The organism is Nannocystis exedens, assembly GCF_002343915.1.
GTDB classification, from domain to species: Bacteria; Myxococcota_A; Polyangia; order Nannocystales; family Nannocystaceae; genus Nannocystis; species Nannocystis exedens.
This window is the reverse complement of the sequence record NZ_NETK01000001.1, coordinates 3,535,056-3,560,092: the sequence shown is the minus strand read 5'-3', so window position 1 is coordinate 3,560,092 and position 25,037 is coordinate 3,535,056. Positions and strand designations below refer to the sequence as shown.

Sequence of the window (25,037 nt, the reverse complement as noted above, 5' to 3'; positions counted from 1 at the left end):
GGGCTTGACGAGCCGGGGGCATCGCTGTTAGACACTCCGCCCACCAAACGAGCGGGGGCGTAGCTCAGCTGGGAGAGCATTGCGCTGGCAGCGCAAAGGTCAGGGGTTCGAACCCCCTCGCCTCCACCGCCGCGGGAACCCAAACCCGCACCAACACGAGACCGAGCCGGCATCACTGCCCGCTCGGTCTCGGTCTTTTCGGGTCCGCGATCTCGAGGTCCCCGGCTTGCACCGTCGCAAGCCGCGGGCCTTCGCGCTCGGACGTCGCGGCCGCGCTCGCAGCCGCGTGCGCTGGGCCTGCGAAAAACGCTGCGCCCGGCCTGCAGGCGCGGTGCGAAAGGGCTTTCAGCTTGAACGCCGCGGCGCGGATGGCACCATGCCCGGCGATGACCAAGCGCGCCGCCATTCTGGGTTCGGGCCACTACGTGCCGACGCGGGTCGTGACCAATGACGACCTGGCGAAGTTGATGCCGACCAGCGACGAGTGGATCCACCAGCGCACGGGGATCCGCGAGCGCCGCTTCATCGAGCGCACCGGCATCGGCGCCAGCGACCTGGCGCTGCCGGCGGCGAAGATGGCGCTCGAGCAGGCGGGCCGCGACGTGAAGGACGTCGACGCGGTGATCTTCGCCACCCTCAGCCCCGACGTGAACTTCCCCGGCTCGGGCTGCTTCCTCACCCACAAGCTCGGCATCCCCGGCGTGCCCGCGCTCGACGTGCGCAACCAGTGCTCGGGCTTCCTCTACAGCCTGTCGGTGGCCGACGCGTGGGTCCGCGCCGGCGTGTACAAGAACGTGCTCATCGCCGGCGCCGAGGTCCACTCGACCGGGATGGAGTTCAACGAGCGCGGCCGCGACGTCGCGGTCCTGTTCGGCGACGGCGCCGGCTGCGTGCTGGTCGGCGAGGCCACCCGCGACGGCCAGGGCGTCCACAACGTCGAGCTCCACGCCGACGGCGTCGGCGCCCAGGAGCTGTGGGTCGAGGCCCCGGCCAGCATGTACATCCCGCGCCTGACGCCCGAGATGCTCGAGGAGGGCCGCCACTTCCCGCGCATGAACGGCAAGCAGGTGTTCCGCTGGGCGACCGAGAAGATGCCGGAGGTGGCCCACTCGGTGGTCCGCCGCGCCGGTCTGACGATGGCCGACATCGACATGTTCGTGCCGCACCAGGCCAACATGCGCATCAACCAAATGGTCGCCGCCAAGCTCGGGATCCCCGAAGACCGCGTCGTCCACAACATCGAGCGCTACGGCAACACCACCGCCGCGACCATCCCGATCGGCATCAGCGAGTCGTGGCGCGAGGGCAAGATCGGCCCGGGCTCGCGCGTGCTGATGGCCGCCTTCGGCGCCGGCTTCACCTGGGCCGGCGCAGTCGCTGTCCTCTAGGACATGTCGCAGGGGACAGCATGACGACCGAGGTCAGGGCGCTGGGGCCGGGCGAGGCGGGGCTGCTGGAGCGGGTCGCCGACGACGTGTTCGACGACCCGATCGTGCCGGCGCGCGCGCGCGAGTTCCTGGCCGACCCGCACCACCACCTCGTGGTCGCCATCGAGGACGACGTGGTCGTCGGCATGGTCTCGGCGATCGACTACCTCCACCCCGACAAGGCCGACCCGGAGCTGTGGATCAACGAGGTCGGCGTGGCCTCGTCGCACCGCGGGCGCGGGCTCGGCCAGGCGCTGCTGCAGGCGACGCTGGCGCTGGGCCGCGAGCTCGGCTGCCGCGTGGCGTGGGTGGCGACCGATCGCTCGAACACCCCGGCGATGCGCCTGTACGCGGCCGCGGGCGGGGCGGAGGAGCCGCAGGAGACGGTGCTGTTCACGTTCCGCCTCGAGTGAGGCGTGCGCGGGCCGACGAGAGCGCGTGGAACGCTGTCTCCATGGGCCCAGGTGCCGCTTGCAACGCGTTGCAGAGGGCCCCGGGCCGCTTGCGGGCAGATCGCGCGGGTGATACCAAGCATGCGGAGAACGCGGACACAGGTCCGCGCAGCGCATGCGCAAGCCGCAAGACGACCTGGTCTTCATCGATGAGCGAGGCGTGGCGCAGCCGCACGGCGAGCACGCGGGCGAGCAGATGCGCGCCCGCGCGGGCGCGTACCGGCTGATGCCGACGCCGAACCACGTGGTGTTCATGCGCTACACCGGCCAGGACGGCCGGCGCGACGAGGAGGACGGCGCGATCGTCCGCCTGGCCGGCGAGATCACGCACCCCGGCACGATGTGCGACGTCATCGCGCTTATCGCCCAGGCCAACTGGCGCGGCGAGCTGACGGTCCGCGACGGCGAGCACGTGCGCAGCATCTTCATCGACTCCGGCAACGCGGTGTGCGCCACCAGCGACGTCGACGAGGAGCGGTTCGGCAAGATCATGTACCGCTTCGGCGCGATCGACGAGTTCCAGCTGCGCCACACGCTCGACAAGCAGAAGGAGAGCGGCCTGCGCTTCGGCGACATGGCGGTCGAGCTCGGGATCTCGAACCACTCGCAGGTCTATCAATACCTCGGCAAGCAGGCCGAGGAGATCGTCCTGGCGTCGATGCAGGTCAGCGACGGGATGTTCTGCTTCCTCGACGGCTTCGACGACGAGGCGATCCCGTTCCACCACTCGCTCAACCTCAACAACCTGCTGATGGACGGGGTCACGCGCATGGACGAGATGCGCTACTTCCGCCAGCGGGTGCCGAGCGGCGACTACGTGCCCGACCGCGTCGAGGGCCGCACCGACCCGCCCAAGGAGTTCCGCGCGATCTACGACGCGATCGACGGCGTGCTCAGCGTGATCGAGCTCGGCCGCGTGCTCGGCCTCGGCGAGTTCCAGACCACCAAGCAGCTGTTCCAGCTGATCCAGTCGAAGCACGTGACGATGCAGAAGCCGCGCATGCGCGGCGGGCCGCTCGAGGTGGTCGAGACCGCAAACGCGGTGCTGCAGCAGATCCACCAGGAGGCCGACTCCGGCGGCAAGGGCACCATCCTGCGCAACAACCTGGCCAGCTTCGTCGACCCGACCTACGAGCAGCTGTTCTCGCGCGCCGGCCCGGCCGAGAAGGGCGCGTTCGAGGCCCAGCGCGTGGTCGACAACGCGAGGATCCTGTTCGCCGGCGCCAACATCGAGCGCCAGCTCAAGGAGCTGCTGTACGACTACGTCAGCTTCGCGCTGTTCACGGCCGGCAGCCTGGTGCGCCGCTCGAAGGACCAGAGCCTGAGCAAGCAGGTCGAGCCGCTGATGAGCCGGCTGCGGCCGATCGGGTGACGGTGAGCCGCGCGAACGGGACGGCGACGACCAGGCCCCCCTCGGGGATGTTCCGCGGGCTCGGACTCGTGGCCACCACCGCGCTCGTGGTCGGCAACATGATCGGCTCGGGGATCTACGTGATCCCGTCGAGCCTGGCCGAGACCGCCGGCCCGCTGGGGCTGGTCGCGTGGGCGATCAACGCGGCCGGTTACCTGTGCCTCACCGCGGTGTTCGCCGACCTCGGCGGCGCGTATCCGGTCTCGGGCGGGCTGCAGGCGTTCGCGCGCAGGGCCTTCGGCGACCTCGTCGGGCTCGAGGTCGGGTTCCTCTACTGGCTGTGCGCGGTGATCGGCAACGCCGCGTTCCTCACCGCCTTCGTCGGCTACCTCGCGGTGCTGTGGCCGGCCGCCGGCGACCCGTGGACGGCCTTCGTCGTCAGCCAGGCGCTGCTGTGGGGGCTGACGCTGACGAACGCCATCGGGGTGCGCGCCGGCGGGGCGGTCCAGGTCGTCACGGTGATCTGCAAGCTGGCGCCGCTGGTGGTGCTCAGCGTGGCGCTGTGGCCGCTGGCGTCGCTCGAGAACGTCGAGCCGTTCGCGCCGAAGGGCTGGGGCTCGCTGCTGCCGGCGGTGTCGCTGGTGTCGTGGTTGTTCGTCGGCATGGAGTCGGTCACCGTGCCGGCCGAGGAGATCGTCGGGGCCGGTCGCACGATCCGGAAGTCGGTCTACATCGGTTTCCTCATGACCAGCGCGGTCTACCTGCTGGTCCTCGGCTCGCTCAGCCTGGCCGTGCCCGCCGAGCTGCTGGCCGAGAGCGCCAGCCCGCTCGCCGACGTCGCGGCGCATCACTTCGGGCCGACGGCGGCGACGCTGGTCACGGTCGGCGCGCTGGTGTCGGTGGCGGGGATCTTGAACGGCTGGGTGCTGGTCACCAGCCGCATGGCCCACGCGACCGCGCGCGACGGGCTGGGGCCGCGCGCGCTGGCCGTGCTGCACCCGCGCTTCGGCACGCCGGTCCGCGCGCTGGTGCTCACGGCGGTGCTGTCGGGCGCGCTGGTCGGGCTCTACTTCAGCGGCTCGACGCTCGAGATCTACAACTTCATCGCCCTGCTCTCGACCGCCACCGCGCTGGTCGCCATCGGGGCGGCCTGCGCGGCCCAGCTGGCGCTGCTGCGGCGCGAACCCGACCGCTTCACGCCGCACCAGCGCCGCCGCGGACCCTGGACCGCGTCCGTGGGCCTGGCCGTGGTCGCCCTGATGATCGCCGGCTCCGGGGCGACGATCGTCGCCCTCACCGCCGGCTGCTTGCTGCTGCCGTTGCCGTATTATCTCCTGGCGCTGCGCCGGCGATCCGACACGCCTGCGCCTTGAGACAGGAACTTACGAACATGTGTGGTGAGACATGTTGAGACGGACAGACCCGAAGGCGGTCACCTCGGAAGCGCTGCTGACGATGCCGATCCACGAGCGTCTGGTCAAGCTCAACTGGCTCGGACAGCTGTGGACCGCCCCCGACGGCACGCCGCTCTTGCCGGTCGAGTTCGTCGGCCGCCAGGGCCGCACGGTCCAGCTCGTCGACGTGCGCGAGGCCGAGGAGCTGACCGGCCCGCTCGGCTACGTGCCCGGCAGCGTGTGGCTGCCGCTGGCCCGCATCCACGAGGCCGCGAGCCGCTGGCCCGCCGGCACGCCGGTGGTGCTGGTGTCGCGCCACGGCGGGCCGCGAGCGGCTCAGGCCGCGCAGGCGCTCGAGCGCCTCGGCATGGAGTTCGTGGCGGTGATGGACGGCGGGATCACGGCGTGGCGCAAGTTCGGGTTCGCGACCATGCGCGACGACGCGATCCTCCGCCAGACCGAGGTGCCCGCGCCGGCGCCGGTCGAGATCGAGACGGCGCCGGGGCCGCTGACGCAGGCGCAGATCGAGGCCCACATCGGCGACGCGCAGCGGGTCCGATGGGTCAAGATGGCGGCGCTGATGCTGCACAGCAAGACGTCGTGCGTCGACGGCCGCGACGACCACGCGGTGGTCGGCACGCCGGGCGGCGACGCGGGCGAGTTCCTGCTGGCCCTGGCGGCGGTCGAGCGCGTGACCGGCCAGCCGGTCCCGCTCGAGCGGATCGGCGCGCTGCTCGAGGGCTACGTCGAGACGTTCGGCCACTTCTACATCCACTCCGACACCATCGCCGGCAACAACCTGATCCGGGCGATGCGGGCCGACCCTGCGCTTTCGGACAGGTTGCCGCCGACCAGCTCGGGGCCCAAGGAGTGGCGCGCGTTCCTCAACAGCCCGCCCGAGGCGCTCCGGCCGCTGGTGCTCGAGCACATGATCGCGCCCGGCAACCTCGGCTGCGGCCACCTGCGCCTGATGCTGCAGCACCCCGAGCGCTACATGATCCGCCGCCCGCTGGTGGAGGCGTTCCTGCGCGCGCTGTTCTCGATGCGCTGGAACGGGATGGTCGAGCTCGACCTGGTGATCCTCGGCGGCGGCCACGAAGAAGGCGCGGTCGTCAACGTCCGCCTCGAGCAGGGCGTGTGGGCGTTCACCCGCGTGCCGCTGATCTCCCCGGCCTGCGGCACGGCGGGCGTGCAGATGTTCGTCAACCACCCGCAGGTGGCCGACTTCATGCGCGAGCAAGTGGCGCGCTACTTCACGACCCACCCGGAGCTGTTGCCGCTCGGAGAGGCGGAGTACGGGATCCTCCGCAAGGACATCCGCCGGCTGGCGGAGATCCAGCAAGCAGCGACACTGTCGGTGCTGGCGAAGGGGCTGCCGGTGTTCGACGTGGTGTTCCGCAACGCGCGCGAATTCACGGTCAAGGCGGCGGGCGTGGTCGGCTGAGCGCGCCGGTCCGATCGCGGTCCCTGGGACCGGCCCGGACGGTGCGACACGCTGGAGGCATGCGACTCAAGAACTTCGTTCCGGTGCTGCTGCTGGCGGGCGCGTGCGGGCCGGGGACGCCCCAGGACGGCGAGACCGACGGGTCGTCGTCGAGCTCGACGTCGGGCGGGCCTTCGACCTCCGACACGCCGACGACGACCGATGCGCCGCCGACGACCGGCGATGATGGGACATGTCCGAACGGTCAGCCGGAGCTGGCGCCGCTGTGGTCGCGGACGATCGAGCAGGAGCCGGACGGGGAGAAGTTCGTCGTCGGGCCGCCGCTGGTCCTGAGCGACGGCCGGATCGCCGTGCCGGCGCGGGCGCGCCTCGACGAGTCGACGTTCGCGGCCGCCGTGGCGTGGTTCTCGCCCGAGGGGGAGCCGCTCGGGTGGAAGGTGGGCGAGCTGCAGACGCTGCAGCAATTCTTCGTGACCGCCGCGGCGGTGGGCGCCGACGACACGGTGGTGGTGATCGGCACGGGCAGCGACGGCGAGCAGCCGCTGCCGTTCATCGGCCGCTTCGACGCGGGCGCGCCGGAGCTGACGCGCTCGGGGCTAGAGGCGGCGGTCATGACCTGGCCGGCGGCGATGGTGCTGCACGCGGACGACACGGCGGTGCTGCTCGGCGCGGGCGGGCAGCTGGCGCGCGTCGACGTCGACACCGGGCAGACGCTGTGGGCGCAGGAGGTGCCGGGCTCGCCCGCGAGCCCGGGCGGGTCCCTGGCGCTCGGGCCGGCGGGGGAGATCGTGGCCGCCGTGGGGATATGGCCCAACAACGAGGATCCGGGGATGATGGTGGCGCGCGCCGACGCGGCGGGGACGCTGGTGTGGATCCGCGACCTGTTCGAGCCGGGGCCGACTTCGGGCGAGCTGGCCGACCTGGTGGTGACGCCCGACGGGCAGGCGATCGTGCTGCGCCGGTGGTGGACGCCGGAGGAGAAGATCACGGCGACCAGCCTGGCGCTGGAGGACGGGGCGACGCTGTGGGACGTGGACGCGGTGGCCGTGACCCCGGCGGGGTCGCCGGAGCTCTTGCGGGCCCGCGCCGAGGCCGACGCGCTGCTGCTGCCGATCGCCCGCCGAGCGGGCGACGAGGGGCCGCTGACGGTCGAGCTGCACCGCCTGTCGCTGGCCGGGCAGGTCGTCGACGTCACGCCGCTGCCGCTCGCGGGGCGCGAGACGGGCCGGCCGCGGGTGAACGTCACGCGCGGGCGGTGCGGCGAGCTGGTGCTGCTGCATGAAGAGCTCGTGCCGTGGCTGGGCTCGTTCGCGCCGTGAGGCGCTCGTCGGCGTCGATCATCGAGCACGGCCGCGCGCGTCGATGCTCATGATGTCCGATGGGACATGTCCAGCCGCTCGCGGCGTCGCCACAGCCGTCGGGAGGACAGGTTCCGATGGGCATGGACGGAGGCGGACGGCAGGTGTGGTCGGCCGAGCCGTGATGGCTGCTCGACCGCGGCGTTGCTCATGATGTCCGAGAAGACATGTCCTGAGAGGCGCGCGGCGGTTCCCGGCCGCGGGCGAGCCGAGTCGCGCCGGGCAGGCTCACTGCAGGCGGCGCGGGCCGAGGGCGCGGTGCTCGTCGCTGCCCCAGCAGGTGACGTTGCCGGTCGCCTGCAGGGCGCACGAGTGGTTGGCGCCGAGGGCGAGGTCGACGGCGCCCGTGAGGCCTGGGACCGGGGTCGGGCGCGGGCGCGAGGCGTTGCCGCCGTCGACCTGTCCGTTGCGACCTGCTCCCCAGCACAGGACCTTTTCGCCCTGTATTTTGGCGCAGGTGTGCGCGCCGCCGGCGGCGAGCTCGAGCGGGCCGGTGAGGCCGGCGACGGCGACGGGGCTGCGCTGGGCGAAGACGCCGGTCTTGCCGTCGCCGAGCTGGCCGTCCTGGTTGTGACCCCAGCAGACCACGCCGCCGGTCTTGCGGCGGGCGCAGTTGTGCTTGGCGCCGGCGACCAGGTCGACGGCGTCGGCGAGGCCGGGGACGGGCTTGGGGGTCGAGCGGCCGGCGTGGAGCCCGTCGCCGAGCTGACCCTCGGTGTTGCGGCCCCAGCAGAGCACGGTGCCGGCGTCGGTGCGGGCGCAGGTGTGGGCCTCGCCGGCGGCGAGCTGGACCACGCGGCTGGTCGAAGGGACCGCCACGAGGCGGGCCGAGCGGTCGGCCTGGGTGCCGAGCTGGCCGTTCTCGCCGAGGCCCCAGCAGACCGCGCCGCCGGCCTTGCGGCGGGCGCACGCGTGCGCTCCGCCAGCGACGATCTCGACGGCGTCGGTCAGCCCGGCGACCGCCACCGGGCTGGTGCTGCGGGCGCCCGGGCGCGCGCCGGCGCCGTCGCCGAGCTGGCCGTCCTCGTTGTTGCCCCAACACAGCACCTGCCCGCCCGGCTTGCGCGCGCACGTGAAGTTGCCGCCGGCTGCCACTTCGGACATGCCCGAAAGACCAGGTACGAGCGCGGCCCGCGGGAGGTCCGCGCGGCCGCCGTCACCGAGCTGGCCGTCGCTGTTCTTGCCCCAACAGGCGACCGCGCCGGACTTGCGGCGGACACAGCTGTGCTCGCCGTGCGCGGAGACGGCGACGGCCGGGTCCGCTGGCGGAGGCGCCGGCTGCTGCGGCTGGGGGGACGGCGGAGGCTTCGGCTGCGGGGTCGGCGGAGCCTGCGTGGGTGGGCGCGGCGGAGGCTTGTAGCCGCCATCGCACGCAGCGAGGGCGAGGACGAGGAGCGCGACGCGCGGGCGGAGACGCATGGGGCCGCAGGGTAGACCATCCTGGTGGCACCGCGTCAGCCGAGCGCGTGTCAAAATGACAAACGAAAATATTTGGGAATAGGGCGCAGGGGGGTCCTGGCCAGCTTACAGGCCGGATCGAGGTTGGCCCGGGCGTTGCACAACCGAGGGCATGGCTACCAAGCAGGAGAAAAAAGAGGCGAACGAGTCGACGGTCGTGGTCGTGGGTGGACACGGGGGGATGTCGAGCCGCTATCGCGAGGTCGCGCAGCGCTTCGGCTGCTCGCTCCGGCACTTCGAGCAGCGGATCCCCCCGGGCGTGCGCCACGGGGCCGGCAAGATCGCCCTCGTCGTCGTGATGGTCGGCATGGTCTCGCACGCGCTCCGCGATCAGATCAAAGAGCTCGTCACCGACGACACCAAGGTGGTGTACCTGCGCACGGCGTCGGTCTCGGCGCTGCGGGCCGCGGTCGAGCAGAACGCTTCGTGAGCGCGCCGGCGACCGGCGACGTGCGTCGTACGGGGTCGCGGTGAAACACGGCGTCGACCGTTCGGGTCGATGGCAGAAGGCGCGTGGTGTCAAATTCTTGGAGACGCGAGGGTGTGTGGATCGTGCCAGTAGCGGCGACGACGGAACCTTGCATGAGCGGCGATCGGCCGAGAAGCGGCGATTGGCCGGTGAAGCGGGCGAGGTGAGCCGCGGGCGCGGGAGCGCCGGGTGGGTTTGACGCGGGCGGCCGTCGCGAGGTGAAGTGGCGGGGTATGCGTGAGACCTCGCGGACGTGGAAGCGACTGGGACTGCAACTCGGGATCCTCGCCGGAGCCGGGCTGGCGCTTGTGGGCGGCTTGGAACCATCGCACGCCGCCCCTGTCTGCGTCGAGGAGGGTCAGTGTACCTTCGTCAAGCCGGTCTTCCTGATCGCGCTCGACTACTCGACGGCGATGAACGAGATGTTCGACGCCGACGAGACGCGCTGGCAGCGGGCGGTCGCGGCGGTGCAGGCGATCGTCGACGGCGACAACGGCTACATCCAGGGCAACAGCATGCTGGCGTTGATGCGCTTCGGGCACGACCCCGACGCCGATCAGCCGGGGACGACGATCGCCGGCGACGCGAGCGGGTTGGTCGACGGGCAGAAGGTCGACGTGCCCTGGTACGACGCGCTCGACCCGGAGAAGGCGTACTTCCAGTGCAACGGTGAGGCGATCAAGACGACCCTCGCCGCGGTGCCGCCGCCGCTCGCGGGGGCGCCGACGGGGATCGGAGCGTGGACGGCGGGGGCGCTGGCGCGAGCGGAGGCGCTGTTCGCCACGGCGCAGGCGGACCACCCGAGCGAGGTCGGTCCGTTCGTGCGCGTGCCGGCTTTGATCGTGATCACGCAGGGCGAGTGGACCGACGCGGAGAACACCCAGGTGCTGCAGCCGCCGGCGGCCGATCCGGCGCCTGTCGCTCTGGACATGTGGAACAACAAGGCGATCCCGACCTACGTGCTGTCGGTCGGCGACGCCGCGGGGACGGCGGAGGCCAACGAGCTCGCGGTCGCCGGCGGGACCGGGCAGGCGGTGGTCGAGTCGTCGCTGATCGGCGAGGCGCTGAAGGCGGAGATCCAGGACATCATCAACCTGATCGACCCGCCGATCTGCACGCCGGCGTGGCCGCGGGTGATGTTCATCCTCGACGGTTCGTCGTCGATGCTCAACGTGATGGGCGACAGCGTCCACGGGGCGATGGGGCAGACGCGCTGGGACCTGCTGCGCACGGGCGGGATCGACCTGGCGCTGCAGACCGGGACGCCGCTGCTGAACGGCTCGCCGCTCGAGATGTGGACGCTCGTCGGCGCGGCGGTGTTCGGCGACGACTCGCCGGCCGAGCAGAAGCTCCTCGTCGACTACGCGCCGTGTCGCTCCGGGGTGCTCCACTGGGCGCTCAACCCTCAGACCTCGTGCGAGGCGCCCGGGTGCGTCGATCCGTGGGACGGGCCGCCGATCACGTGGACCTTCAAGACCGACGAGGTCGAGTTTCCGGGGCCGACGACGCCGGTGCAGAGCCACGTGCCGCGCTGCGAGCTCGACGCGCAGAAGCCGGATGCCTGCACGGGATCGGGGGCGTTCGTCCACCTCGGGCTCGAGCTCGTGCAGGGCCACCTGGCCGAGGCCAAGGCCGCCTGCATGGCCGTCGACGCGCCGATCCCCTGCACCGCGGAGACGAAGTTCTACAACGTGCTGATCATGGACGGTACGTATGATTCGGACGACGCGGCGGTCCAGGCCTCGCTCGAGCAGATGGTCACCGACGGGGTGCGCACGTACGTCGTCGGGCTCGGCGAGCTGGCCGAGTCGCAGGAGGCGGTCGAGCAGCTGACGATGATGGCGGTTTGGGGCTCGGGCGGTTCGCTCGACTTCTTCCCCGCGGGCGACTCGCAGGTCGAGCTGCAGGCAGCGCTCGCGGCGATCTTCGAGCACATGTTCGAAGAGGTGACGCAAATGGAAATTGATCCGTGCTGCGAGGGGTTCTTATGCGGGCTCGACGGCGGCGACGAGGTCGGCGAGCCCGACCCGCTGCCGGACCCGAGTGATTCGGAGGGCAGCTCGTCGACGACGGGGGACGAGCCGGGCACGACCGGAGCGCCGGCGACGTCGACGACGACGACGGACGGGTCGACGACCTCGGCAAGCTCGACCACGGACGGCTCGACGGCCACGGCGACCAGCGGGGCGACGACGGGCTCGCCGACGACGGACGCACCGACGACGGCGGCGCCGACGACGGACGCGCCGACGACGGGCGCGCCGACGACGGGCGGACAGCCGGGAACGAGCGCTCCCGGCGAGAGCGGCGACGAGCCGACCGGGACCGACACCGACGGCGGCGCGCCCGGCGGCGACGGCCAGGCGGGCTGTGGGTGCACGAGCGGGGCCGAGGGCGAGGGGACGCTGGCGTCGCTCGTCGGCCTGGGCCTGCTCGGGATGGGGCGACGGCGCCGACGCGCGTAGGATGTCCGAACGGGCAGGTCCGAACGCGGCGGCTCGGATGTCCGAAGAGACGGGCGGGGCGAGCGGACGGGGCGCTCGCTGCTTCGCTCCGGTGTGCCTCGGGCCGGGCGTGGGCGTCTCCTCCTCGCCGCCGGGAGCGCCGGCGAGGCTCGCCCGTGGCGTCCCGGGACCGCTCGCTCCGCCGCGGCCATCGGATGTCCGGACGGACAGGTGAGGTTCGCCGTCGAGTGTCTGTCCCATGGGTCAGGTGGAGCGGGCGCAGCAGCCTGCTTCGCAGGTGCGATCGCGCGGACATGGCGTAAGGGGCATGCCGAGGCGCTGGCGCGGCCGGTCCCACGGGCGGAGGCCGCGCCCGCGACCGCAGGGCCGGGCGCGAGCGCGGCGGTGATCGGGGCGAAGGCGGGCTCGGGCTCGCGGGCTCGCGCGGGGGCGGGCTCGTGCTACCCGGCTGGCTGCGCGGGCACCGGCCAAACGGCGAGGCGACGGCGGAGCCCGCGAGCGAGGAGCCGGCATGGCACGGAGTGCAGAGATCGGAGCGCTGTTGTGGCTGACGACCTGCGTCGTCACCCCGGGCGAGCAGACGGCGGGGACCGAGGCGGACTGGGACCGGCCGGTGAAGCCGCCGAGCGACGCGGAGGCGGCCGCGGGGCGCAGCGCCTGCAAGTACCAGCCGGGCGCGCTGCCGGCGGAGACGCAGGGCGAGTCGTACCCGAGCGGGGAGCAGATCCCGATCGATCACATCGTCGTGCTGATGCAGGAGAACCGCTCGTTCGACCACTATTTTCAGATGCTGCCGGTGCGCGGGCAACCGGAGGCCGACGTGGCGCCGGTCGACTTCTCGAACCCCGGGCCCGACGGCGCGCCGGTGGCGATCTATCACCAGACGCAGCCCTGCTTCGGCAACACCAATCATTCGTGGGACGCGGTCCACGAGCAGATCGCCGGCGGCAAGATGGACGGGTTCGTCAGCACCAACGAGGGCAAGGGCGACGACGTGATCGACGAGACGCTCCGCGGCGAGCGGGCGATGGGCTACTACGACGAGCCGGACCTGCCGTTCTACTACTGGCTGGCCAACGAGTTCGCGCTCGGCGACCGCTACTTCGGCTCGGTGCCCGGACCGACGTGGCCGAACCGGATGTACCTCTACGCCGGTTCGTCGTACGGCCGCACCGTCAACGTCAACTTCAAGCCGGACGCGACGATCTTCGACCACCTGGTGACCCGCGGGGTCAGCTTCCGCGTGTACTTCAGCGACACGGGCGGGCTCGGCGGTTTTTTGACGGGTTTGCTGCCCGAGCCGGGCACGCAGCGGCAGCCGATCGCGCAGTTCTTCGCCGACGCGGCGGCGGGCGAGCTGCCGGCGGTGTCGTTCGTCAACGCGACGTTCGACGCGCCGGAGTCGAAGGCGACGTGGGAGCACCCGCCGTCGGTGGCGCAGCTCGGGCAGCTGTTCGTGGCCCGGGTGGTCGACGCGCTGCTGAAGAGCCCGAACTGGCCGCGCTCGGCGCTGTTCTTCGCCTACGACGAGCACGGCGGGTTGTTCGACCACGTACCGCCGCCGGCCGCCTGCCCGCCCGACGCCCACCTGCCGGAGCTGCAGCCGCACGACCAGCCGGGCCGCTTCGACCACCTCGGGCCGCGCGTGCCGTTCATCGTCGTGTCACCGTTCGCGAAGAAGCATCACGTCAGCCACGAGGTCTACGACCACACGTCGATCCTCCGCTTCATCGAGGCCCGCTTCGTCCTGCCGGCCCTGACCGCCCGCGACGCCAACGCGCTGGCGCCGTGGGACATGTTCGACTTCTCCGCCCCGCCGCACGAGACGCCGCCGCAGGTGACGCTGCCGCAGGTCGACGCCGAGGCGGTGGCCCGCTGCGCCGAGCTCTACCCGGAGCAGCCTTGAGGGCGAGGATGGCCTTTTGGACATGAAAGAAAGGGCATGACCCGAAAGTCATGTCCATCGGGCCTCAGAGGGTGGTCTGGACGCAGTAGAGGCGGGCGACGTTGTTGCACGGGATGGTGCCGTCGTCCGTCCAGGTGACGCCGGTCGCGGTGATCGTGCCCTTGCGCCCGTTGCCCAGGCCGGTCAACCAGTCCTCGCACATCTCGGACGCGTTGGACTTCAGGCCGTCGGCCTGGGTGCCGGTCCAGGCGATGGGGGTGTCGGCGACGGTCTGGCCGTTCTCGTCGACGTCGATCGGCGCCTGCATCTCCGACACGATGTCGAGGAGGTCCGTGTAGTCGTTGGCGACGACCACGCCGTCGAGGCGCATGTACGGGACGGAGGCCTCGTCGAGGCGGTCGGCCGCGCTGACCGTGCTGGTGCTGAGCCAGGCGACGAACTTGCGCCCGATCAGCAGGTCGTTGAGGCCGGCCGCCTGCGCGCACAGCTCGTCGGCGCCGGACAGCCCGCCGACCAGGCTGCCCTGCACGAGGTCGCTGGTGACGAACACGTAGCGCTGCTTGAAGGTGCAGTCGTCGTTGCAGTCGGTGCCGCCGTCGCACTGCTCGCCGCAGGTGGGGCAGATCAGCTCGTCGCCGCAGGCGGCGGGCCGACACTCGAGGGTGCATGAGGCGTCGTCGGCGTTGTCGGGCCCGGCGTCGCAGGTCTCGCTCTTGGCGTGGACGAAGCCGTCGCCGCAGACGGCGTTGGTGCAGCTGTCGAGGCAGTTGTCGCTGTTGTCGGTGTTGCCGTCGTCGCACTCCTCGCCGTCGTCGACGTTGCCGTCGCCGCAGCCGGGCGGCGGCGGGGCGGTGCTGGTGATCGGGTCGGTGCTGGTGACCGGCTCCGTGGTCGGGTCGGTCTGCGACGGCAGCGTGGTCGGCGGGGTGGTGGTGCCGGTCGAGGTCGAGGTCGAGGTCGGGTCGGTGCTGGTCTCACCGGCGTCGCTGGTGGTCGGGCCGGTCGAGCCGGTCGAGCCGGCGCCGGTGGGGTTGAAGCAGCCGGGGAGCAGGAGCAGAGGCAGCGCGACGCCGAGCCGCGGGACGGAGGGCAGCACGCGCCGAGTCTAGGCGCTCGGCGCGTGCCTGCCCAGGGCGGCGCAGGCACGCGTCCGCGCGAATTTTCACGGGTGCGGCGACGCTCAGCCGACCGGGCTGCAGTCCTTGATCTGGATCGCGTCGCTGTTGTTGTTCTCGAAGCACTCGAGGGCGAACTCGCCGCCCTGGCCGTCGTCGTCGACGACCACGGTGACGGTGCCGTCGACCGTGTCGTCGATGGCGCACGAGACGTCGCGGCACTCCTCGACCGGCACCGGCTCGGCCGTGTAGGCCACGCACAGCACCATGCCGTCGGCCGGGTCTCCGAGGTAGAAGGTCGCGGGCAAGTTGGCGCCCACGGCCTTCTTGCCGCGGTTGCAGACTGTACTCGTCAGGATCACCTTGCCGTCCTTGCCCATGCAGCTCTGGTCGCCCAGCTTGCCGGTGATGTCGGGCAGCGCGGCCGGCGGGGTGTCGCCCTGGCGGTTCTGGCGGTAGTTGTTCAGGTCGGGCTGGGTGAAGTTGGGCAGCCACTGCGAGGTGGCCGGGATGCCGCCGTCGTCGTCGACGTTGGTGACCGAGTAGGCGTGCTGGTTCCACAGCGGGCGCGAGGAGGCCCAGCGGTCGAGCCTGTCCCGAAGGACACGTAGGCCGGTGAGGCCGACGCCCGGCGGGTGGACGGCGCGGCAGACGTTGCCGGCGCCCGGGGTGCCGTCGAGCGGCGCGGTGCAGGCGTGGCCGGCGACGCACTGGGTGTCGTCGCTGCAGCGGCAGAAGCCGGCGTCGCAGATGAACGGCTCGCCGCACTCCTCGCCGGTCTCGCAGCGCAGGCCGCGGTGGATCGGGTCGATGTCGGGGCAGACGACGCCGCAGTTGTCGTTCGAGCCGACCAGGATCTCGGTGTTCTGGTCGTAGTCGGGGTCGCCGACCACGGGGTTTTCGTACCAGGTGCACGAGGTGCGGAAGGTCGAGTAGAGGACCTCGCCGGTGGCGCCCTCGTAGACGCGGAGGAAGCACTCGTCGGCGTAGACGGCCTCTGCGGCGCCGTCGCCCTCGAAGTCGAAGATCGACGAGCCGGTGTTCTGCGACGAGGCGTCCTGCGACGGCTGCGACCAGCGGATCCACGGGGCCACGCAGCCGGGCGCCATCGCGTCCTTGCAGTCGAGGTCGTAGATGCTGAAGGCCTTGCCGCCGGCGCTGGCGATCTCGGGGTAGCCGTCGTTGTCGAAGTCACCGATGGTCGGCGGGCCGCCGCTGCCGAGGTCGGTGGTGGCGGTGAAGATCAGCTGGCCCTCGAGGGTGTACAGCTCGACCACGCCGCCGGTGACGGTGACGATCTCGGCGCGGCCGTCGAGCGCGGCGGCGTTGAAGCTGGCCGGGTCGGCGCCGGGGGTGCCGAAGTCGGCGAAGCCGTAGTGCGAGCCGCCGTCGGGGTCGCCGGGGTAGGCCATGACCCAGGTGTTGGTGCCGACGTCCCAGCGCCACACGCCGGCGCCGATCAGCTCGGCGGCGCCGTCCTGGTCGAGGTCGCCGATCACCGAGAAGCGGTTGGCGCCGGCGCCGGCGATGACCTGGCCGGGGTTGAGGCGCGTGCCGGTGGCGCCGTCGTAGACCTCGCTGCCGGTGATGACCTCGGCGACGCCGTCGTCGTCGAGGTCGTGCAGCGCGGGGCCGTCCCAGCGGGTGACCATGCTGAAGTCGGTGCCGGTGGCGACCCACTTGGTGACGTACTTCTGGAGCGCGGCGTCCCAGCCGAAGGCGATCGTGCCGGACACGGCGCGGTGGGTGACGATCTCGGCCAGGCCGTCGCCGTCGATGTCGCCGATCGTCGGCGGGCTGGCGGCGATGATGCGGTTGGCCGGGTCGTCGATCGTCTCGAGCAGCTCGCAGGTGGTGCCGTCGAGGACGCGGATGACGCCGTAGTAGTTGGGGTCGGAGCCCCAGCCGGACGGCTCACCGCCGTCGGTGTAGTTGTAGGTGACGATGACGATCTCGGCCTGCGGGAACTCGACGTTGGCGCCGTGCGGGAGGTCGAAGATCAGCGGGGTCGTGAGCACGGACTTGTGATTGGGGTACGGGTCGCCGTCGGGCGGGGCGGTCCACTCGCACTGCACGGCCGGCTCGAACAGGCCGATGGTGACGTCGCCGACGCACTCGTCGTTGCTCCACTGGTTGGGGTCGAAGCCGTAGGGGATGCACACCGGGGGGCTCTCGCCGACCGGGAGGCAGCCGTCGACGCAGCAGTAGGTGTCGCCGCTGCAGTCGTCGTCGGTCTGACACTCGCCGTCGGTCGGGGCACACTCGCCGCCGGCGCACACGAGGCCGGGCTTGCACTCCGCGCTGACGCCACACGGCTCGCCCGCCTCGCCCGTGCCCTGGCCGCCGGTGGTGGTGCTCGTGGTCGGGTCGGTGGTGGTCGGCGCGGTGGTGCCGGTCGACGGGTCGGTGGTGCCGGTCGGCTCGGTCAGCCCCGGCGTCGTCGAGGTCGGGAGCGTGGCGGTGCCGTCGTCGGCCGGTCGCCCGCTGTCGCCGCAACCGGCGAGCGCGAGGACGAGCGTGCAAGGCAAGGCATAGGCGCGTTTCATCGGAGGACCATCGCCCGGCCGCGCGCGAGCGTCAAGCGGACACGCGGATGACCGAAGAGACAGGTGACGGGCCGGCGATGCGAAGTCGCGGACGCACCGTGATGCGCGCGCGTCGCTCTTTGGCCGACATTTGCGGGCGGCGAGCAGGGCGCGTGCGGCGGCGACGGCGGTGCGCTATCGTGCCCCGGTCGATGACGCCCGCCGGCAAGCTCGCGCTGCTCGCATCGCTGTACCTGGCGCAGGGGATGCCGTACGGGTTCTTCTCGCAGTTTTTGCCAGCGATGCTGCGCGAGCAGGGCGTGTCGCTCGAGGGCGTCGGGCTGGCGTCGCTGCTGGCGCTGCCGTGGGCGCTGAAGTTCGCGTGGGCGCCGCTGGTCGACCGCCACGGGCTCGACCGCTTCGGCCGTCGCCGCAGCTGGATCGTGCCGCTGCAGGTGCTCACGGTGATCACGCTGCTGGCGCTGGCGACGGTCGACCCGACGGTCGACCTGCAGGCGCTGGTGGTCGGGGTGCTGGCGCTCAACTTCCTGGCGTCGACGCAGGACATCGCCACCGACGGGCTGGCGGTGACGATCCTGACACCCGCCGAGCGCGGGCTCGGCAACGGGGTGCAGGTCGCGGCCTATCGCCTGGGGATGATCCTGTGCGGCGGGGTGCTGCTGATCCTGTATCCGTGGCTCGGCTGGACCCGCGTGTGCCAGTGCATGGCCGGGGCGATCGCGCTCACGACGCTGCCGATCGCGGCGTTCCGCGGCGAGCCGCGGCCGGAGCAGGGCGAGCGCCCGGGGCTGGCGGCGTTCACCGAGTTCTTCCGCCGCCCGGGGGTCGGCTCGTGGCTGGCCGCGATCGCGGCGTTCAAGCTCGGCGAGGCGTTCGGGGTCGGGATGCTGCGCCCGTTCTTCATCGACCTGGGCCTCGGCCTGGCCGACATCGGCTGGCTGACCGGCACGGCGGGGTTCCTCGCCAGCCTGGTCGGGGCGATGGTCGGGGGGGCGTTCGTCGCCAGCTACGGCCGCTACCGCTGCCTGTTCGTGTTCGCGGCGGTGCAGGCGCTGGCGGTCGCGTCGTACGCGATCCCGGCCGCCGGCGTGCGGGACGGCTGGGTGCTCTACGCGCTGTGCACGTTCGAACATTTTTCCAGCGGGATGGCCACGGCGGCGCTGTTCACGATGATGATGGACGCGGCCCGCCCGCACACCGCCGGCACCGACTACACGATCCAGGCCAGCGTGGTGGTGCTGGCGACCGGCCTCGGCGCGTCGCTGTCGGGCTTCTCTGCCGCCGAGCTCGGCTACGCCCAGCACTTCCTGCTCGCGGCGGTGCTGTGCGTGATCGGGGTGCTGCCTGCGGTGCAGCACCACGGGCGGGTCCGCCGCGGCGAGACCGAGCTGGCGAACGTGCCGTGAGCCGGGCTGGGCTGGGCCGTACGATGCGGTCGCGCTTCACGGGGCAGTACGGGCGACCACCGGCCGGTGTCGCCCGCATCTGCACGCACCGCTGGCCTATCGCGCGGCGCCCGGGCGGAGCGATCGCCGGGATGGTTTTCAGGGCATGTTCGAGAAGGCATGTCGCGAGGGACATGCGAGCGGGTGACGGCGAGCTCGGCGGTGGGGCCGCTCCTCGGCGCCGCGCGGGCGCCCGCGGGCGTAACGCCACCCGCCGCCGGCGAGCGCGCTTCCCCGGACGTGCTCACGGCCGAGATCGCAGCAGCCGCCTGGCGCGCCATCGCCGGCCGCGCCGGGCGCGAAAATAATTGAGCCGTCGCCGGTCGTTCCCACGACCTCCTGCACATGCGTCTCGCGCCGCGCTCCCTCGCCCTCGTCCTCGCCCTCACGGGTTGTGACCCCTGGATCCCCGGTCCGATCACCGGCGGCTCGTCCGGGTCGGGCCCGCCCGTGACTTCGACCGCCGGCACCGACTCCGACACCTCCGCCGATCCGACGCTCACCGCGACCGACAGCGGCGGCACGGCCGGCGACACCTGCACGACCTGCGACAGCGCCACCGAGGCGGTCTTCGTCATCCCGCCCGAGCCGCCGCCCGCGTGCGACGTCTACGCGCAGGACTGTCCGAGCGGCTTCAAGTGCTCCGCCGAGGGGCCGCCTCCGCTCGACTACCAGAGCATCACCTGCTCGCCGATCGTCGCCGAGCCCGATCAGGCCGGCGAAGCGTGCCAGGTGCTGGTCCAGGGCCACTTCGGCCCCGACACCTGCGACGTCGGCCTGTTCTGCGACGAGGTCGATCCGCAGACCGGCACCGGCACCTGCGCGGTGATCTGCCAGGGCAGCTCGCACCAGCCGATCTGCGGCGCCGACGAGGAGTGCTTCGGCTACCACCAGATGCCGCTGTGCGTCCCGCACTGCGACCCGCTGCTGCAGGACTGCCCGGCGGGGGACAGCTGTCAGTACGCCGGCGTCGACTTCGTGTGCCTGGACGTGGATGGCCTGCCCGCCAATCAGCTGTTCGAGGGCTGCGGCGGCGACTGGCGCTGCGCGCCGGGGCTGAGCTGCGAGGGCGGCGAGGTGGCCGAGGAGTGCTTTATCGGCGAGGGCGGCGAGGGGCCGGGGTGCTGCTCGCCCTACTGCGACCTGAGCGACCCCGTGTGCCCGGGCGCAGGTCAGCAGTGCCGGGCCTACTACGCACCCGGCAAGGCCCCGGCGGGCCTGGAGCACGTCGGCGTGTGCGCGCTGCCGTGAAGGTTTCATCGAGGTGTCGCCGGTACGGCGGACAGCTCGGGCTCGAGGGCCTTGCGGGCTGTATCAGCGGACATGCCCTCATGGGCATGTCGGCCGATACATGACGCACAAGACATGTCCTAAGGCGCGGGGGGGTCGGCGGGCCTGGCTGGCTTGCTCGCGGGCTCGGCGGGCTTGCTCGCGGGCTTGGCGGGCTTGGCGGGCTTGGCCTTGCCGGGGGCGGGCAGGACGACGTCGATCACGTGGAGGACGCCGTTGGTGGCCTGGATGTCGGCGCGGACCAGCTCGGGCAGGGGCGGCAGCGGGGCGCCGGCCAGGGTGGTGACGGCGGGGGCGGCGTCTCGGGGGCGGCCGGCTCGGCGGCGCCCGGCTCGGCCGCGGGAGCGACCGCCGAGGGGTAGGCCTTGCCGGGCAACGGCGGACCGGCGACGACGTGGTGCTGCAGGAGGGCAGCGAGCTTCTTCTTGTTCTTGAGCAGGCGGTCGAGCTCGCCCTTGGGGAGGGCGGCGAAGGCCTTGTCGCTGGGGGCGAAGATCGTGAAGGGGCCAGGGCCCTGCAGGGTCTCGCGCAGGCCGGCGACGTCGACGGCCGACAGGAAGGTGGTGAGGCCGCCCGCCTCGCTGGCGGTCGCCAGCAGGTCGAGCGTGGGCGCGGGCGGGGCCTCCGGCTCGGGCGGGGCCTCGGGCTGCGGCTCCGGGGCGATCTCGGCGGCCACCGCCGGCGGCTCGGGCGGCGGGGTGTCGACCGGCGGCGGCGCAGTCTCGCCGCTGCGGGTGCAGGCCAGCGCGAGGGCGACGAACAGGGCGGGGGCGAAGCGGCGAGGCGACATCGTCGAGCGGTTTTGACGCGCGGCGGCGGCGTTGTCAAAGGGGCGGCGCTCGAAACGCGAGGCCCGCGCGCGCCGGGCACGGGGGCGTGAGGGCGCTGCTGCGCGGGCGGTCAGGCGGCGCGCGCCAGGGCCAGCGAGGTCACGGCGGAAAGGATGCGAGCGGAGCCGGGGCGAGCGAAGGCCCGCGAGATCACGGCGGACGATGCGAGCGGAACCGGGGCGAGCGAAGCGCCGCGTGATCAGGGCGGGACGATGCGAGCGGAGCCGGGGCGAGCGAAGGGTCGCTGCGGAAGTTTCGACCGGAGCGCGAGCGCCAGGCGATGCAGTCCGTCGCCGGGGCGAGGCGCGTCGGCGCGGCGTCATGGGCTCGAGGACATGCCGTCAACGACATGTTCCTGATGACATGTCCTTCTGGGCATGTCCTCAAGAAGGCCGTCACTCGCCGGTGTTCGGGTCGAGCGGGCAGAGGGTGTGGATCAGCTCGTGGAAGCGCTCCTTGGCGGTCGGGGCGACGTGGCCGCCGCGGGCGACCAGGGGCTCGCGCATGGCCTCGGACGCGAGGCCGCCGACGATCCACGGGGTCGCGCCGCAGGCCTCGGCGTAGCCGTCGAGGAGGGCGTGCAGGCGGTCGGGCGCGGGGGCGATGGTGGCGGACAGGCCGACGATGTCGGGGCGGAGCTGCTCGATCGTGTGGCGCACGGCCTCGGGCGGGGTGCGGGCGCCGAGGACGATCGACTTGACGCTCCACGTGGCCAGGCGCATGCCCACGCCGTAGAGCGGGCCGGTGTGCTCCTCGTCGGCGAAGCAGGCCAGGACGACCTGGCGGCGCGCGTGCTCGGGCTGCACGAGGCGCAGCAGGAAGCGCATGGTGTTGCCGAGGATCTCGGCGGCCAGGTGCTCCTGCGCGACGCTGATGCTGCCCCGGGCCCAGCGCTCGCCGATCTGCACCAGCGCCGGGCTGAACACGCGCTCGAACAGGGTGACGGCGGGGCCGAGGAACAGCGAGCTCTTCACCGCGGCCTCGATGCGGTCGGGGTCGAAGTGGTCGACGGCCTCGAGGATCCGCTGGACGGCGAGCTCGTCGTTGTCGGCCTCGACGCGCGCGGCGACGGCGGCCTCGTCGTCGGTGGCGAGCACGGTGCGCGCGGCTTCGGACGGCGCCATGCCCGCGTCGCACAGCTCGCGGACGCGGCGGATCCGCTCGACGTCGCGGTCGCTGTAGAGACGGTAGGCCGACGACGAGCGGCGCGGGGCGGGGAGGCCGTAGCGCCGCTCCCACGCGCGGAGTGTGGCCGCCGACACACCGGTCATCTCGGCCACCGACTGGATGCGATATCGTCCGGTACTCACGGCGTCCAAGGCCAGGAAGGTTTAGACCTTGCGGAAGGTTGCTCGCAACTCTTCGCAAAGTTTGTATACTGCGATCCAGGGCGCCCTGCAACCGCTTGCGGCGCCATCCTCTGCCTGCGATCGTGGTCCCTCATGCTGGCACAAAGCCTGAACACGTTCATCCTCGCGCTCACCGCCGTCGCCGCCGCGCCGGCCGAGACCGACGCCGAGCTGTCGATCCGCATGAGCGGGTTCCGGAGCGACGACGGGCAGGTGCTGGTCGCCGTTTTCCGCGGCGCCGAGGGCTTCCCGGGCGACCCGGGCAAGGCGTGGAAGACGGCAGTGGCCAGAGTGACCCGGGGCCAGGCGCGGGTCGACCTGGCGGTGCCCACCGGCGAGTACGCGTTCGCCGTCGTCCACGACGAGAACGGCAACAACGCGATGGATACGAACTGGGTGGGGATCCCCAAGGAAGGGTTCGCGGCCTCGAACAACGCCAAGGGCCGGTTCGGGCCGCCGAAGTACCGCGACGCGAAGTTCCGCGTCGGCGCCGACGGGGCGATCCAGCGGGTGGTGATCCAGTACTTTTAAAATGGCACCGGGCCCGCGGCGGGCTGGATGGTGGAGCGGCCGAGCCGCGCTTCGCGGTCAGCGGGGGCGTCGGCGACACGGCGCCTTCATGGACGGGAAGCGACGCGGAATCGGTGCGAGGAGTCAGCGGGGGCCGTAGGCGTGGAGGGTCGGGGCGAGGCCCTCGCTGACGGTGTAGTAGGCGCGGCCGTCGGGGGCGAAGGCGATCGCCTCGCCCTGGCGCTCGAGGGCGAGGGCGAGGTCGCAGTCGGGGCCGCGGAAGGCCTCGGCGAGCGGGCGGGACGGGTCGCGGCGCCACACCCGGGCGGCGAGGTAGGTGCGCAGGGCGACCAGGGTGCCGTCGCGGCTGACGGCGCCGCCGGTGACGAGGCCGAGCACGCCGAGCTCGCCGGCGGCGCTCAGCTCGCCGGAGGTCAGCGGGGCGGCGGCGCAGAACACGGCCGAGCCGCCGCGGCCCTTGGTGACGATGCACATGTCCCCGCGGACAGGGTCGACGAGCAAGGCCTCGGCGTCGTGGGCCTGGCCGCCCGGGTAGGTGAAGACCAGCCGCTCGACGCCCGACAGGCGGCGCTCGGCCGGCGCGGCGGCGAGGTCGACGGCCGGCTCGGCGACGCGGTAGACGACGACCTCGCGCCGCTTCCGCTGGTTGTCGCCGATGTCGCCGACGTAGAGGGCGTCGCGGCCGTCCTTGCCTGGCCCGAGGGCCATGTCCTCCCAGTCATGGACCGCGGCGCCGTCGAGCCGCCAGCGGCCGAGGTAGCGCGCGCCGTCGACGGCGAACGCGTAGACCAGCGGGCCGCCGGCGTCGGAGTCGTTGTGGGTCCACAGCACGCCGGGGTTCTGCCGGCTGGCCGCCAGACCCGAGGCCTCGACGATCTCCGGCGGCGCCAGGGCGCCCGGGCTGGCGGCGAGCGTGAACTCGGGGCACTCGGCGGCGGGGGTATCCGGGGCGGGGACAGGGGGCGGCGCGCCGGGGCTGTCGGATGGGACAGGGCTCGAAGAGCATGCTCCGAAAGACAGGATGGCAGCGAGGGCCGCGCCGGGCGAGCGGCGCGAGGTGCCGGCGGACGCGCGCGGGTCGGCCCGGCTGCCCGAGAGAGCATGTCCTGCCGGACATACCTTTATAAACATGTCCTTCGGGGCAGGCTGAGCGGGGCGGGCGGTGGCCCGCGGGCTCATGTCTGCGGTCCCGAGGTGCGGTTCAAGGTGCGGAGGATCTCCTCGATGCGGACCACGAACTCGTTGGCGCTCTGGGGGCGCAGGGCGGGGTCCGTGTGGAGGCAGTCGTCGACCAGCTCGCTCAGGCGGCGCGGCATGCCGGGCAGCTTGCTGGCGAGCGCGGGCGCGGGGCGGGACACCTTGGCCTTCATCAGCGCCTGCGCGTTGCCGGAGAAGGGGGTCTCGCCGACGAGGGCCTCGAACAGCATCACGCCCATGGCGTAGATGTCGAACAGCGGGCTGGCGGGCTTGCCCAGGACCTGCTCGGGGGCCATGTACTCGGGCGTGGCGACGAAGGCGCCGGGGTTCTGCTTGCGCGCCTCGGCCTCGGCCCAGGCGGCGATGCCGAAGTCGAGCACCTGCACGGCTTCGCCGTCGCCGTCGGGCAGCGGCACGAGCATGATGTTCTCGGCCTTGAGGTCGCGGTGGACCTGGCCGGCGTTGTGAGCGGCGCGCACGGCCCGGGCGACGTCGCGGAGGATCCGCGCGGCCCGCAGGACCGGCAGGTAGCGCCGCTCGGAAATCTCCTCGAAGAGGCTGCGGCCGACCAGCAGCTCGGTGACGAGGAACAGCCGGCCGTCGGCCAGGCGGCCGCCGTCGAACACCTGCGCGATGTTGGGGTGCGAGGTGTCGCTGGCGGCGCGGGCCATGCGGCGGAAGCGGTCGACGTCCTCCTCGCCGCGCACGAGGCTCTTCCACTGCGGGCTGAGCACGCGCACGGCGCAGCGGCTGCCCATCTGGATGTGCTCGCCGCGGTACAGGTCGCCGAAGTTGGCCGGACCGATGAACTCGAGCACGCGGAAGTAGGTCGCGACGAGGGTGCCCGCTTCGAGGGTGTCCTCTTCGTCCTGCACCAGGCTCTGCACCGGGCTCCAGGCTACCACGGGGCCCGTCGCAGGCGGGAAAACTCCGCGCAGGAGGGGGCGGGGCGGGCGCCGCGGACGGGTAACCCCTACCTTGGGACAGGTCGAGCCCGCCGGGCCAGGGAC

20 protein-coding genes and 1 tRNA gene are annotated in these 25,037 nt (G+C 72.4%); 13 read left to right on the top strand and 8 right to left on the bottom strand.

The annotated features are described in order from the left end of the window. Positions 1 to 53 precede the first annotated feature (53 nt). The 7 genes from NAEX_RS13960 to NAEX_RS13930 all read left to right on the top strand — a co-directional run bounded on the left by NAEX_RS13960 (position 54) and on the right by NAEX_RS13930 (position 7,387). Positions 54 to 126 (top strand) — tRNA-Ala (locus NAEX_RS13960). A 260-nt stretch (positions 127 to 386) separates the two neighbouring features. After that, a complete protein-coding gene (locus tag NAEX_RS13955; protein ID WP_170135706.1) occupies positions 387 to 1,388 on the top strand; it encodes a 3-oxoacyl-ACP synthase III family protein in 1,002 nt (333 codons plus the stop codon). A gap of 20 nt (positions 1,389 to 1,408) precedes the next feature. Beyond that, positions 1,409 to 1,840 carry a GNAT family N-acetyltransferase gene (locus NAEX_RS13950; RefSeq protein ID WP_096327992.1) on the top strand — a complete coding sequence of 144 codons (432 nt, stop codon included), beginning with the start codon at positions 1,409 to 1,411 and terminating at the stop codon, positions 1,838 to 1,840. Between the two features lie 154 nt (positions 1,841 to 1,994). Beyond that, positions 1,995 to 3,251, top strand: a complete 1,257-nt coding sequence (locus tag NAEX_RS13945) for a DUF4388 domain-containing protein (protein WP_096327991.1) — start codon at positions 1,995 to 1,997, stop codon at positions 3,249 to 3,251. Between the two features lie 2 nt (positions 3,252 to 3,253). Next, positions 3,254 to 4,603 (top strand): APC family permease, encoded by a 1,350-nt coding sequence (locus NAEX_RS13940; RefSeq protein ID WP_143140706.1) that lies wholly within the window; start codon positions 3,254 to 3,256, stop codon positions 4,601 to 4,603. A gap of 31 nt (positions 4,604 to 4,634) precedes the next feature. Beyond that, positions 4,635 to 6,068, top strand: coding sequence for a rhodanese-like domain-containing protein (locus NAEX_RS13935; protein WP_096327989.1), 1,434 nt, complete (start codon positions 4,635 to 4,637; stop codon positions 6,066 to 6,068). A gap of 59 nt (positions 6,069 to 6,127) precedes the next feature. After that, positions 6,128 to 7,387, top strand: coding sequence for a PQQ-binding-like beta-propeller repeat protein (locus tag NAEX_RS13930; RefSeq protein ID WP_096327988.1), 1,260 nt, complete (start codon positions 6,128 to 6,130; stop codon positions 7,385 to 7,387). Between the two features lie 267 nt (positions 7,388 to 7,654). Here NAEX_RS13930 and NAEX_RS13925 read toward each other — a convergent pair whose 3' ends face one another. Beyond that, complete coding sequence (locus NAEX_RS13925; RefSeq protein ID WP_096327987.1) at positions 7,655 to 8,845, bottom strand: RCC1 domain-containing protein; 1,191 nt, start codon at positions 8,843 to 8,845, stop codon at positions 7,655 to 7,657. Positions 8,846 to 8,996: 151 nt separating this feature from the next. Here NAEX_RS13925 and NAEX_RS13920 point away from each other — a divergent pair, with 151 nt between their 5' ends. The 3 genes from NAEX_RS13920 (at position 8,997) to NAEX_RS13910 (ending at position 13,724) form a co-directional block, all read left to right on the top strand. Then, on the top strand, positions 8,997 to 9,314 hold the full coding sequence (locus tag NAEX_RS13920; protein ID WP_096327986.1) for a DUF2325 domain-containing protein: 318 nt from the start codon (positions 8,997 to 8,999) through the stop codon (positions 9,312 to 9,314). Positions 9,315 to 9,670: 356 nt separating this feature from the next. Next, entirely contained in the window at positions 9,671 to 11,818 is a 2,148-nt protein-coding gene (locus NAEX_RS13915) for an MYXO-CTERM sorting domain-containing protein (protein WP_096327985.1), read from the top strand. A 511-nt stretch (positions 11,819 to 12,329) separates the two neighbouring features. Then, positions 12,330 to 13,724 carry a phospholipase C gene (locus NAEX_RS13910; RefSeq protein WP_096327984.1) on the top strand — a complete coding sequence of 465 codons (1,395 nt, stop codon included), beginning with the start codon at positions 12,330 to 12,332 and terminating at the stop codon, positions 13,722 to 13,724. A gap of 64 nt (positions 13,725 to 13,788) precedes the next feature. On the opposite strand, the gene NAEX_RS52100 is transcribed toward NAEX_RS13910, so the two are convergent. Beyond that, positions 13,789 to 14,820 (bottom strand): hypothetical protein, encoded by a 1,032-nt coding sequence (locus NAEX_RS52100; RefSeq protein WP_096327983.1) that lies wholly within the window; start codon positions 14,818 to 14,820, stop codon positions 13,789 to 13,791. Positions 14,821 to 14,904: 84 nt separating this feature from the next. Then, positions 14,905 to 17,385 (bottom strand): FG-GAP repeat domain-containing protein, encoded by a 2,481-nt coding sequence (locus tag NAEX_RS13900; protein ID WP_096327982.1) that lies wholly within the window; start codon positions 17,383 to 17,385, stop codon positions 14,905 to 14,907. Between the two features lie 191 nt (positions 17,386 to 17,576). Here NAEX_RS13900 and NAEX_RS13895 point away from each other — a divergent pair, with 191 nt between their 5' ends. Beyond that, a complete protein-coding gene (locus NAEX_RS13895; RefSeq protein WP_170135705.1) occupies positions 17,577 to 18,791 on the top strand; it encodes an MFS transporter in 1,215 nt (404 codons plus the stop codon). A 384-nt stretch (positions 18,792 to 19,175) separates the two neighbouring features. Beyond that, positions 19,176 to 20,081 (top strand): hypothetical protein, encoded by a 906-nt coding sequence (locus NAEX_RS13890; RefSeq protein ID WP_096327980.1) that lies wholly within the window; start codon positions 19,176 to 19,178, stop codon positions 20,079 to 20,081. A 119-nt stretch (positions 20,082 to 20,200) separates the two neighbouring features. Here the strand turns inward: NAEX_RS13890 and NAEX_RS53795 are convergent, their stop codons facing one another. From NAEX_RS53795 to NAEX_RS13880, 3 genes are all read right to left on the bottom strand, one after another. Continuing rightward, the gene (locus NAEX_RS53795) at positions 20,201 to 20,323 is read right to left on the bottom strand and encodes a hypothetical protein (protein ID WP_275937638.1); all 123 of its coding nucleotides are present in this window, start codon (positions 20,321 to 20,323) and stop codon (positions 20,201 to 20,203) included. Then, complete coding sequence (locus tag NAEX_RS13885) at positions 20,320 to 20,910, bottom strand: fasciclin domain-containing protein (RefSeq protein ID WP_096327979.1); 591 nt, start codon at positions 20,908 to 20,910, stop codon at positions 20,320 to 20,322. Before NAEX_RS13885 ends, NAEX_RS53795 begins: the two co-directional genes overlap by 4 nt. A 435-nt stretch (positions 20,911 to 21,345) precedes the next feature. Then, a complete protein-coding gene (locus NAEX_RS13880) occupies positions 21,346 to 22,260 on the bottom strand; it encodes a MerR family transcriptional regulator (protein ID WP_143140705.1) in 915 nt (304 codons plus the stop codon). A 132-nt stretch (positions 22,261 to 22,392) separates the two neighbouring features. On the opposite strand from NAEX_RS13880, the gene NAEX_RS13875 reads away from it, so the two are divergent. Further along, the gene (locus NAEX_RS13875) at positions 22,393 to 22,830 is read left to right on the top strand and encodes a DUF2141 domain-containing protein (protein WP_096327977.1); all 438 of its coding nucleotides are present in this window, start codon (positions 22,393 to 22,395) and stop codon (positions 22,828 to 22,830) included. 123 nt (positions 22,831 to 22,953) lie between these two features. On the opposite strand, the gene NAEX_RS13870 is transcribed toward NAEX_RS13875, so the two are convergent. After that, positions 22,954 to 23,961 carry a hypothetical protein gene (locus NAEX_RS13870; RefSeq protein ID WP_143140704.1) on the bottom strand — a complete coding sequence of 336 codons (1,008 nt, stop codon included), beginning with the start codon at positions 23,959 to 23,961 and terminating at the stop codon, positions 22,954 to 22,956. 44 nt (positions 23,962 to 24,005) lie between these two features. Further along, positions 24,006 to 24,932, bottom strand: a complete 927-nt coding sequence (locus tag NAEX_RS13865) for a serine/threonine-protein kinase (protein WP_170135704.1) — start codon at positions 24,930 to 24,932, stop codon at positions 24,006 to 24,008. Positions 24,933 to 25,037: the final 105 nt, after the last annotated feature.